The following is an 11743-nucleotide window of genomic DNA, read 5'->3' as shown; positions in this document are numbered from 1 at the left end:
CATGAACCCTGTCAACATTCTCCTCGTCGATGACCAGCCGGCAAAGTTACTGAGTTATGAGGTTGTTCTCCAGGATCTGGGGGAAAACCTCATCAAGGCCCAATCCGCGCGGGAGGCCTTGGAGCATCTGCTTCGCAACGAAATCGCAGTGATCCTGGTCGACGTCTGCATGCCAGAGCAGGACGGCTTCGAGCTGGTCAGCATGATCAGGGAACATCCCCGCTACCAAAACACCGCGATCATATTCGTCTCGGCGGTGATGATGGCTGAGCCGGATCGCCTGCGGGGATATGAAGCTGGCGCGGTGGATTACGTCTCCGTGCCGATCGTCCCGGAGGTATTGCGTGCAAAGGTCCGCGTTTTCATCGATCTTTATCGAAAGACCCATGAACTGGAACTCCTGAACGCCGATCTGGAGGCAAGGGTCCACCAACGGACGGCAGAACTCGAGGCATCCTCGACACAACTGCGCCAGCTAAACGAAGAGCTGGAGCAGCGGATCGAACAAAGAACACGCGAGCGGGAAGAGGCGCTTGCACAGCTTTTCGAGGCGCAAAAGCTTGATACCATAGGTCGGCTGACCGGTGGTGTAGCCCACGACTTCAACAACCTACTCATGGTGGTGCTCGGAAGCCTGAACCTGCTGAGGAAGCGGCTGGCCCCTGACGAAAAGAGCGAGCGCCTTATCGGCAACGCGTTGCAAGCCGCCGAACGTGGAGCCGCGTTGACGCAGCGTCTGCTAGCATTTGCTCGTCGCCAGGAGCTAAAGCCGCAAGCGATCGATTTCAGTCAGCTCTTCGAGAACATCGAAGACCTTCTGACTAAAGCGCTGGGTCCCAGCATAGACATCAGAAAAGAAATTCCGACAGGTCTCCCCCGGTTGGTCGTTGATGGCAATCAGCTCGAACTCGCGCTCCTCAATCTTTTCGTAAATGCGCGCGATGCGATGGCGGGAGGCGGGACGGTCGTGGTGTCGGCTGAGGAGAACGAAGATCTGCGTCCGGCCGGTCTGACTGCCGGTCGTTATGTGCGTATCTCGGTATCGGACAACGGCGAAGGCATGGACGAAACCACCGCGGTTCGCGCGGCCGAACCATTTTTCACTACGAAGGGCCTTGGAAAGGGAACGGGACTCGGACTGTCTATGGTCCACGGTCTTGCTGCGCAATCCGGAGGCGTTCTCGACCTCCGGAGCATCAAGGGAGAGGGGACAACGGTTTCCTTGTGGCTGCCGGTCGCCCAAAATGTTGAAGCCGCATCTTCTGCAGAATCCGACCGGCAGGAATCTGCCGCCAGTCCGTCATCTACTCTACGAGTGCTTGTGGTCGACGACGATTTGCTGGTGAGCATGGGTACGTCGGCGATGCTGGAGGATCTGGGACATGCCACTGTTGAGGCGGGGTCAGCGGCGATCGCGCTCGAAATGCTCGCTTCGGACAAGAGGTTCGATCTCGTCATAACCGACCACGCCATGCCTGGCATGACCGGTGCGGAATTGGCGCGTCTCATCCTTTCTTCGTTTCCCGGCCTGCCGGTGATCCTTGCGTCCGGTTATGCCGAGCTGCCGAACGATCATGGACTCGCGAAACTGTGCCGCATGACAAAGCCGTTCACCCAAGAACAGCTTCAAGTGGCGGTTCAACGCGCGACCACAGCATCGGCATCTGCAGCCTAACTATCTCGCTGCTAACGGCGGTATCGTCTCACCACGGTGCCGTTTTTCGCGCAGCATCGAATGCGCCGCAGGCTACTGCCAGAGCCGTTCGCACTTTTATTGTAAAAACGGAAGGAGTTATGGCCCAACGAGCACTGAAAACTCCTTGTTTCCAGCCAAAAACAGAACGCCCGTGGCCCGAACCGGAACGTAGCTTGGCCCAGAATTTCAGGCACAAAAAAAGCCGGGTCGCAGACCCGGCTCATGACATTTCCTATAATGTAATCAGTTCGGAAGTTCCGAGATCAGCGTCGGATATCGCCATCGAGCTGCGTTTTCCAAAACCTTGATAAGGTCCCGATATCCCGGTTGCTCCAACCGCTGAAGAAGCTCGACGGGAAGCCGACCTAAAAGCATGGACAGCGAGACTTTCCGGCGAACGGTTTTAAAATCGAAAAACGGCTCAAGTGTCGTTTCGACCGCCTGACGACCGCGAGACACTATGTCGAATCCGATCTCGGCGACCTCGATCCAATCCTTGTCCTCAAATTCCTCAAGGTCCGGTTCGCGACCGTCACGAGACATGGCTCCAAGCAATTGCGTGAAATGCGCCGCCGCCTGCAAAGGAAATTCGTCCAACCAGATTCCTTCGGGCTCGCCCCCTCGTAATCGGTTAATGACGTAGTTCTGGAGCCGCATCGGTCTTCGAGACGATTGCTTTCTGGCAAGGCGCTCAAGATCGTCTAGCCGAGTCCGTAACTGTGCGGAAAAGTCGGCTGCCTTGAGCCGATGGCCGGAAACTTTGCTCAGACCAATCCCGTGATCGGGGCAGGTATGGATGAACTTCAACATCCACTCAACCCGGCCATAGGCGCGATGCAGTCGGTATGTCGGCCCTACATCGGTTGCAACGCAGGTGGGGCAGAAACGGCACCGATCCGTATCGAGAAATTCCCGCGAAAAAGTCCCGCCGGAGGTTTTCACAAAACCTTTGGTCTGGATCACCACCCCGGTTTCCAGATTGCCCTGGGGGCTTCCGACCAGCCGAGAAAACACCCCAATATCTGCCTGATAACCGTCGACCAATCGACCAAAGTTAAACCCAAAATGAGAGGCGAACTCAGTCGCGCTCTCCATTCCGTTCATAGCCGCGATCCGGGAGCAATAGCTTGCCAATGTCTCGTGAGGGTGAAGGGGAACTTTCAACAAGAGGCTACTCACAGCACATGTCCTACCGCTTGCGGAACTTCAAGAACCTCTTCACACGTGCGTCCACTTCACGATGGGCTGGCTCGTACGGCTCGACGTCTTTCCAGTTCTTTACGAGGAAAACGTTTTTGTCATCCTCGCAGCCGGTGTTGTTTTCGAACCATTTCGCAAAGTGATCGTTAGCAATTTCGTTGCCGTTAGCGCTTATTGCCTCCTCGACGGCACCACGGATCATCTGCACAATCGTTCCAAAGTCCTGGTCTCCCCCATGGATCAGGCGTTTGACAAAGTCATTCGCCTCACCCTCACCATCCTCGCGAAGATCGCTCTCATCGAGGAGCTTTGTCGTCAACTCGGCGTGGTCGAACACGATTGTCCGAATAACCTCGGCAATGATCTCTTCGCCCGAGGAACCGGCCATCTTGTCGAAATGGATGATCGTTGACCGATTGGCCAACTGCTTCATGGAAAGGAATTGCTGGAGCGGCTCGACACCAGCGAGGACGATGCGCAGCGGCCAGTCCGGCATTTGAACAAGGTTTTTCAGACTGTTGGCAATTTTGGTGATTTCAAGGATGTTCGAGGCATCAACAGCATGTTGGGCTTCGTCGATTACGAGCCACATCACACCGTGAGCCTTCAGGACATCCCGGAAAACCTTCCACATCTCGTTTTCGCTCACGGTGCTGCGGATCGGGTAGCCGAGTTTGTGCAATCCTTCATAAGCGATTAGCCGGGGTGTAGACGGGCTCGGCGCAGTCATCATCAGGACCGGGGACCGGGTGTTACCTTCCTCATCGATATATGGCTGCATCGCAGGCGTATTTGCAATGTGGCGCAAGAGGGCCGTCGTCTTGCCCGCGCCGGAATCACCACAGATCGCTACGATCCGGCGTTTATCGGGCTTCGCCACGTCGTCCAGATCGACGACGGCAATGCTCTCCACCAGCGCGTTGAACGCCTTATTGAGCCTCTGGTCGCGGGACAGACCGATATAACGGCCGTTGATCCTGGCGACACGGTCTGCCTTCGACAGAGCTTCTTGCGACATGAACGCCCGGACGCGGGCGATTGCCGCTTTTTGAGTTTGCGAAGTATTCATGGGCGTTCTCCTTCAGAACAGTAATGTTGACAAGATCGGAAATGACAGCCGGGCGGTGCAATCTGCCCGGCGATGATCAGAGATCGAAACTGGGATCGAGCTTGTTGCGACCAGAAGGCTTCGGAGCGTTTTCGACGACAGGAACGGGTTTGGCGGCCTGTTGCGCTGCCTGCTGGATGCCGTGGAGGTCCCACGCCTTGATCAGCGAAGAGACGTCCATTTCGACAGGTCCGGGCTGTTGCGCCTCTTCGCGTTGACGCTCGACAATTGTGACCGACCATGCCGCTTTTTTCTCAAAGCGGAGGATGTCGCGCTCCGTCAGGACGGCGCTGCCGAGTTCGGCTTCAGCTCGGGCCAACAACGCTTGCTCGCGAAGCCAATTCTTGGTGTCTCGGACAATTTCCGACGACACTTCGGCGTTCTTCTTATTGACGAGGTTGAGTCGCTGATTGAACGCGAGCCATTTCCAGAGCGTCATTCCGGCAACTTCGTCGTGCACGGCAGGCACTGTCACCCAGCCTTCCGGGAGACGAACCGAAATTGCGCCAAGATCAAACCGGTCAAACCTGACTTCGACCTCCTGGTCACAGGCGCGGAAAAACGACTGAAGCTTGCTGGACGAATATTGAATGCCCAGGACGCGGACGCCGCTCCGGGAAATCTTGCGTTTGAGCTTGATCCCAAAGACGCTGCGGCGAACACGCGGTGACAAGGGTGGTGTCGGCTTGTGAAACTTGCGCAGGCGCAGCCATGCATCGCGTGGCTTCTCTCCGTTCAAGCCGTCATGCGGCGTGTTATGATAGACATCGACAACGAACCGCATCATCAGCTCGGCGGCCTGGTCGAAAGCAATGCTTGCTTCCTTCACAGCGTCGTAGTCGCCCTTTTCCTGCGACGATCCCCAGGTGCGGCCGGTGAAGAACAACAGGGCTTGGCGATTAAGCGTGCGCATAAAACGTTCAAGCGATCCACGCGCGGATGCGTCACCAGCCCTGGGTTGAAAGAGCGCGGCACCGATGTCGTTGGTAGCAATGCGAAGCTCGGCACTGGCGAGCCAGGTCGCAGAATCGACCGGCACCTCGTCGGGAACTCCATCCATGTCCCAAGGGGTTACGCACCCGATACTCTTCGCCAGTTCGGTTTTGTCGCGGGTTACCATTTCCAGCGTAGCGACGGCGCTCGCCGCACTGGGTGCCGAATGGTGAAAACGAAGTCCTACGACGCACTTCGTCGCGACATCATAGGCGACCGTCGCATAGAGCCGAATGCGTTCAATGAGGTCCCGTTCCTTTTGCGTGAGACGGTTCCACTCTTCAGCCTGGATGAAGGGCGTCTGCAGATCGATGATACACTCATCGATTTCCACCCGTTCGAGAGGGCGCAGCACATCGACGCCACCCATGATCACACTGAAATGCTTATGGGCGTGATCCCGACCACGATGCCCAAGAGCGACGTGTGAGCGAGGAAGCTTGTGGATGCGGTCGCTGAACGTGTCGATGTTCGGGATGCGCAAGTCCTTCAGGACAACAGCCCCATATTCCTTGTTCTTGAGCCTGCGCTCGACATTCGCCGCGTCGATGGCCTCTCCCAGCAGGCGATGCAGTTCCTTAATCGGCAACCGGTCACTCGACCCCGCCATCCGGACATACTTGTTGATGTGCTCAAGCTCATCGGGCGTGAAGTAGTCCTTGCGGTAGGCGGCACTGTTCTTGTTCAGCAGTGCGACAGGGTCGAAATTTCCTTCTTCCAGATGCTGAACCCAGCGGCGCAAGCTACGACCCGACGGCGGCGAAGGAAGCGCAACCTTGGTCCGATGGGTTTTCCCTTGCGCCTTGTGAGCCGCATCCGCTTCTTTCTCAAGCTTGTCCTGGGTCTCGGCGATGTATTTCTCCAGGCTGGCGTCCGACCGCGACAGTTGCGGGTCGGCGGCTTCAGCTGCCAGGAACCGCATGCACCAGGCATGCTTTTCAAGAACTTCGGTCTGCTGCTGCGGCTTCAGGCCACTGAGAAGTTCGTTCGCCGCACCGTCCCCTTCAGGCGCGGATCGGCGGCACGGCAAATATCCCATCGGATCGCGTTTGCGATCAAAGCCCCGGGAAATTTCTTCGAACGAATAAAATTCCGGCGGAGCCACGTCATCGACACGCTGAAACCAATAGCCGGTGGTCGACGTGCTGACCCAGCTGAAGATGCGATGTTTGTCTTCAATGCGATCACCACGCTTGAATTCAAAGAACTTCACCTGGTAGGTCTGATCCTGGCGAACCAACATATTCATGTCATTTTCCATTTTTTGGACGCAGTTGTCCGTTCCGCGCAGAGACGGGCAAATTCACTCAGCTATTTCAGCAAATCCGGCGTTCAGACCGGGGACGACGTCACCGCGTTACGGTGGGCGGGGTCGGCGTGATTTACTGTCCAGCATGAGAAGCTCACCTCTCCGCTTTACAGAAGCGAACCCAGGGCGCATCGACGAGCTTCCGGTCGGGTTCGGCCAACTCGATGATGCCGTCGTAGATCAGGCACCAGATCGCGTTCAGACCGTCAGCGAAACGCTCAAAGGTTCGAGCGACTGCATAGGCGCTAAACACACCCTGGATTTTCGCGATGATTGCCAGCATCCGAGTGCAATCCCGTTCATCACGCACCTTCAACGCCCGCAGGATTGCTTTCGCGTTCCAGGCCCGGTCTCGGGTCAGGGTCCTGTCGGTCACGAGGAAGGCAGCGTTCGCAAAACCCGGAAGGTTTGGCTTGAGCCGCTCAAGGATATCTTCAATCTTTGACGACTCGACCTGGTCGAGCGGCTTGACCGCAAAAGCGAGCTGAACGCCGTTCATGAGCGTTGCGCGATAGTCGAAGCGATGATGCCTCTTGACCCCTTCCGCGTCGATGTAATGCAGGGCAGGGGGCTGATCCTCGATATCCACGACCGCTTTATTGATGAGGAGATCAAGCGCACAGTGAAACTCGTAGGTGCTGGCAAAGCTTACCGCACGGTTGGTGCGTGTATCAACGAGGTAGCCACGGCTATGGCCCTTCGTGCGGGCGGGCGGAAGATGCGTCGCCGTCGACGGACCAGGAGGAAGCCAGACCTCATCGGTCTGGATCATGCCATTTTCGTCGCGGAACTCGATCTGCACCATACGACCGGCAGGAATGAACTCCTGGTGGTCGGAGGAGGGAAGGTCCTCGACATAATTGTCGATGCCATGATCGACCTCGATCATGTAACGCAAGACGCGCTTCGTCTTCATTTCAACACCCGTCCGCGCGCAATTGCGCTGCTATTTCGATTCTGGAAACCACTGCTCAACGCTGAAAATCAGCGGGAATGAGATAGGTGGAAGCCCGCTATCGGGGTGATGACGAAGGAAGAATGCTGCACGCGGAGGCCGCTATTGTCAGGCACATGGTCGACAATAGCTCGCACAATCGCACAGAAAGGCGCGACCACCGGCAAGCCGAAAAGACCTGCAGCGGGCACGAGATCGGCAGCCTTGTCACCAGACAAGCTGAGCCGATTTTCCGTAGGTGAAGTTTTCGACACGAACGACCTCCTTGACGACCTTGCGCCTATGGGAGGGATTTGCCGCAGCCTATGGCTCGGCAGATTAGGCCGAGCTAGAGGTTGTCGCGGTAAACCCGCACCCTTCCTGCTATTTCTAGACCTATGCGCATCAGTATCGCTTTCGCGTTCGTTTCGATGCTTCAATAATGCACACCGCCGGTACCGTCGGGAAGAGGCCGACGGCTTTTTGCCGATCTGTCTCGCTTTTTCCCAGAAACATGGTTAACGCCGACGACGCGACCGCGCGATTTGTACGGTTCCGTTACATCATGTCTTAAAACCAAGTTCTTGCAGGTATGAAAATTACCGATATCTCGTGACCCTCTGCACCGCGCTCAGTCGCGACATGACTAATTCAGAGATTGGCAATAAGCGAGTTTTCGGGATTTGCCACTTGACCCGTCGAAGCATGTTCACTAAACGTTCTGTCCATGATGAAAACGGCTCGCACCATACGAATATCGATCTGATCCGCCGCCTCCACTGGAGGCAGTGAATTTACCGTATTCGAGTGGTCCGATGGAAATCCTGCCGATTGTCGCCCGTGGCGCGTCATCAATTCCGACGAAAATCTTCTATCCCCGGCAAACGGTTCGGTGTTCCGGCCCCGCCGCGTTTCGCAACCAACTGGCGCGCGACATCGCCTGCCTTTTGGATGTCGACGACAGCGTCACATCGTGGTCTTGTCTCGGTGAATCGTTCCATCATGACGGCGAGACCTATTTTCCCGATCTGATTGCGGAACGGGAAGGGTGCCGAACCATTATCCAAGCCAATGAACAATCTGAAGAGATGCCAACCTGGCTCCCGGACGGCGCTCGCTCGGCTGGTCACGAATTTCAAGTCCTGAAGCGTGATGATCTGCCCGCCATTCGGCTTCGAAACGCAAAAGAACTCCTCCGCTACGCAGGTTACGAAGTAGGCCTTGATGATCGTGTGCGATTATTGGCCGCTCTGGAAGATCAGGGCACTCTGACCGTTGCTGAATGCCTTCCCGCTTTTCGAAGCGTTCCAGCGATACCTGGTCTGGCCAGCTTGATCCTTTCCCGTGCCGTCGCCGTCGACCTCGACGATGCTCTGATCTCCCCCGAGACCGTAGTTCGCCGCTATCGCGGCTGACCCCCTCAAACATCTTGCTCTGCGTTTGCGGCTCTGACCGCGAGGAGAACCCGTGTCCAAATCATCCCAGTATCTGAAAACCCCGCAGGATGTTGCCCTGTATTGCACACTCAAACGTGCGCTGCGAAAGGCTCCTGATTTTATCGGCGGGTATGACAGTGTGGTCCTTTTGAACGTGCCCCGGGACCGATCTGGTGAAGACTACGATAATTGCGCAGCCGCCGTACTCTTGCGTCTTTCCGTTGATCGAGACGACATCGCCTATGTGATGATTGCCGCTGCCGATAAGCCGAGGGCAATCATCAAACGGCTGGAAACGGACCACAACAATAAGCGCCGACTCCTTATTTTTAAGGAACAGGGTGCTGACCTTCCGCTCCAGGTGTCTTTGGCCATCGATGTAGAAGTCGATCTTGCGCCGATCTCGGTAATGGATTTTCGGATCGGTTGCCGAGTTGCCTATCAGATCGATGCTACTGCTGCTGAAGCGGAAGTCGCCATGAAATATCCGCTGGACCATGTCTGGGCGGCACTTCGTCGAGGACGGCCGATCAAGACTGCTCTGGCTCGTTTGGAAAAAGCGTCGAAACTCGATGGCAACGACTCGAAGGACAAGGGCGAGTTGCCGCTCCTGGAGGCGATGTACGGCTATGGAGCTGCAAAGACCTGGGGCCTTGAACTTGCTCAAGACCTGAAAGACTGGCAACGAGGCACTATCGATTGGTCTGAGGTCGACACAGGGATTGTATTATCCGGCCCGCCAGGTGTCGGCAAAACCCAGTTTGCTGCCGCGCTCGCCCGACAATGCGGTATTCGGATTATCGCGGCATCGCTGGCTCGATGGCAGTCTAACGGGCACCTGGGTGACCTGCTTAAGGCAATGCGAGCGGATTTCGCCAAGGCCAAAGACAGCGCGCCATGCATCTTGTTCGTGGATGAGTTGGATAGCTTTGGCGACCGAAACTCCTTCACGCACGACCACAAGGATTACAGTGTCCAAGTGGTCAATGCATTCTTGGAACAGTTAGACGGCATCGACGGGCGTGAGGGTGTCGTCATGATCGGTGCGACCAATGACATTGACCGGATCGACCCCGCCATCCTGCGACCGGGGCGATTGGATCGACATGTTGCCATCCCACTGCCGACCGCCACGGACAGGATCGCCATCCTTCAACAGCAGCTTGGCCAAAAACTTCCTAAGAAGCATCATTCGAGGCTAATCGCCGCGACCAGCGGCTTTTCCGGGGCCGATCTTGCAAAGGTCGCACGCGACGCAAAACGAGTTGCACGACGAGCGAGACGTAACGTGACCATGGATGATGTTGTCGAGGCATTGCCGGAACTAGTCCCGATCACAGGTAAGCTCCGGCGGGCGCTTGCGGTTCATGAAGCCGGACACACGACCGCCGTTACCGTTCTTGAACATGGCACGTTTCATGGTGCCATGATTATCGATCATACCCGCAACGACGCCGAGACGGTTCCGGGCGGGGGTGCTTATTTCGAGCTTCCGAAGGTGGCCTATCGTACCGTTCAGACCTACCGAAACCAGATCGCTGTCCTGCTCGCCGGTATCGCGGCCGAGGAGGTCATCATGGGTGCCGTCAGCGACGGGGCAGGGGCCGGTGCAAATTCCGATCTGGCACAAGCGACACGGATCGCCACCCTGTTGCAGACCTACATGGGTCTCGGAAGCCGCCTTCGGCATAGCATGGCGAAAAAGGACGAAGAGCTGGAAAAGCTTCGCCAGGTCGATAGTACCGTGATCACATGGGTCGAAGAGGTCCTCCAGGCCGAGTTTGCGAGGGCAAAGCAGCTTATGCGGGACAACCGACACCTTGTCGAGCGTATTGCCAACGAGCTGGAAGCCAAGGGCAAAGTCACAGCCCAGCAAGTTGCCAAGATGGCGGGAGCATCTGACGGTCCAAAGGACATAGACGCGGCGGCCTGACCGCCGTGTTCAAGTGGATGCAGGCATCCACGCCAGCAACCAATTCCCCACATCTCAAAAAGGCCACCACAGATGAAAGCGTGGATCGTCAGCGATCTGCATGCAACGCATGCCGACTTGAGTTCAGTACCATTCGATATTCCAGAAGGCGATATCTGCCTTTGCGCCGGGGACATTTCCGACTTCCTTGAAATGAGCCTCGATTTTCTGAAGAAGAAAATTGCTCCCTCAATGCCGATCATCGCAGTGCTCGGCAACCATGATTTCTACGGCGGTTCGATTGAACAGGTTCTGAAGTCGGCACGACGGGCAACCGTTGGGACCAATATTCGGATTCTGGAGAATGAGGTCATCCAGATCGGCGACATCCGTGTCATCGCAGCGACGCTCTGGACCGATTACGAGATTCCGTTCGACGTCGAAGCGGAACAGATGTCAGCCAATGAACGCCGGGATTTCGCCGTCAATTTTTGCCGTCGCTACATGCTCGACTACCGTGAAATCTATCGGTCGAACCCTTTCAGCGACGGGATGCCCGGGCTCGTCACCAGTGGTGAACTGATTCAGCGGCATCACGAGAGCCGAGCGTTTATTGCTACTGAGTTGGCTAAGCCGTGGAGCGGAAAGACCATCGTCTTGTCTCACCATGCGCCATCGCCACGCTCGTTGCTGGCGCGTTTCGCAGGCCATCCCAGTAATGCGGCTTTTGCGTCCGATCTGTCGGAAATAATTCATCGCGGCAAGCCAGACTTCTGGATTCACGGACACGTCCACGAATTCTTCGATTACGCCAAAGGAAAAACGCGCGTGATTTGTAATCCTCGGGGCTATCGACAGGAACGACAGATCAACGGCTTCAGGCCCGACTTCGTGATCGAACTTTAGCCTTCCGCCAGACGCCGCCGCGAGCCTGCTTTGGCGATCATCGACACCGGTTCACCACCCCGATTAATAGGAATTTGCGATGACCGCTACCCTGGTATTAAAACCGGTATGGGCCAATGGCCGCTGCACGTACGCGGCAAGATATAGGAGCATGTCGCCGGATGAGAGGCTCGAAATTGTGTGGTGAGAAACGTTTTGCGCAGGACGCTTAGTTTTTAGCCATTTATGAAGGTGATGACGGCCTTCAGT

9 protein-coding genes are annotated in these 11743 nt (G+C 56.4%); 4 read left to right on the top strand and 5 right to left on the bottom strand.

From position 1 onward, the window contains the following. Position 1 precedes the first annotated feature (1 nt). Entirely contained in the window at positions 2-1675 is a 1674-nt protein-coding gene (locus C5L13_RS08870) for a response regulator (RefSeq protein WP_105382907.1), read from the top strand. 264 nt (positions 1676-1939) lie between these two features. Here the strand turns inward: C5L13_RS08870 and C5L13_RS08865 are convergent, their stop codons facing one another. The 5 genes from C5L13_RS08865 to C5L13_RS28705 form a co-directional block, all read right to left on the bottom strand. Then, complete coding sequence (locus C5L13_RS08865) at positions 1940-2875, bottom strand: TniQ family protein (protein ID WP_105382906.1); 936 nt, start codon at positions 2873-2875, stop codon at positions 1940-1942. A gap of 10 nt (positions 2876-2885) precedes the next feature. Then, positions 2886-3965 (bottom strand): ATP-binding protein, encoded by a 1080-nt coding sequence (locus tag C5L13_RS08860; RefSeq protein ID WP_105382905.1) that lies wholly within the window; start codon positions 3963-3965, stop codon positions 2886-2888. 76 nt (positions 3966-4041) lie between these two features. Next, positions 4042-6246 carry a Mu transposase C-terminal domain-containing protein gene (locus tag C5L13_RS08855; RefSeq protein WP_158693418.1) on the bottom strand — a complete coding sequence of 735 codons (2205 nt, stop codon included), beginning with the start codon at positions 6244-6246 and terminating at the stop codon, positions 4042-4044. A gap of 154 nt (positions 6247-6400) precedes the next feature. Next, positions 6401-7222 (bottom strand): hypothetical protein, encoded by an 822-nt coding sequence (locus C5L13_RS08850; protein WP_105382903.1) that lies wholly within the window; start codon positions 7220-7222, stop codon positions 6401-6403. Positions 7223-7290: 68 nt separating this feature from the next. Next, positions 7291-7515: a hypothetical protein gene (locus tag C5L13_RS28705; RefSeq protein WP_158693417.1), complete on the bottom strand. Its 225-nt coding sequence runs from the start codon at positions 7513-7515 to the stop codon at positions 7291-7293. Positions 7516-8055: 540 nt separating this feature from the next. Here C5L13_RS28705 and C5L13_RS08845 point away from each other — a divergent pair. The 3 genes from C5L13_RS08845 to C5L13_RS08835 all read left to right on the top strand — a co-directional run bounded on the left by C5L13_RS08845 (position 8056) and on the right by C5L13_RS08835 (position 11494). Beyond that, positions 8056-8655 (top strand): hypothetical protein, encoded by a 600-nt coding sequence (locus C5L13_RS08845; RefSeq protein ID WP_105382902.1) that lies wholly within the window; start codon positions 8056-8058, stop codon positions 8653-8655. Between the two features lie 52 nt (positions 8656-8707). Continuing rightward, on the top strand, positions 8708-10609 hold the full coding sequence (locus tag C5L13_RS08840; RefSeq protein ID WP_105382901.1) for an AAA family ATPase: 1902 nt from the start codon (positions 8708-8710) through the stop codon (positions 10607-10609). Positions 10610-10681: 72 nt separating this feature from the next. Then, on the top strand, positions 10682-11494 hold the full coding sequence (locus C5L13_RS08835) for a metallophosphoesterase (RefSeq protein ID WP_105382900.1): 813 nt from the start codon (positions 10682-10684) through the stop codon (positions 11492-11494). Positions 11495-11743 lie beyond the last annotated feature (249 nt).

The sequence above is a fragment of the Neorhizobium alkalisoli genome (genome assembly GCF_002968635.1).
In the GTDB taxonomy this organism is placed as follows: Bacteria; Pseudomonadota; Alphaproteobacteria; order Rhizobiales; family Rhizobiaceae; genus Neorhizobium; species Neorhizobium alkalisoli.
This window is presented reverse-complemented; position numbering and strand designations above follow the sequence as displayed.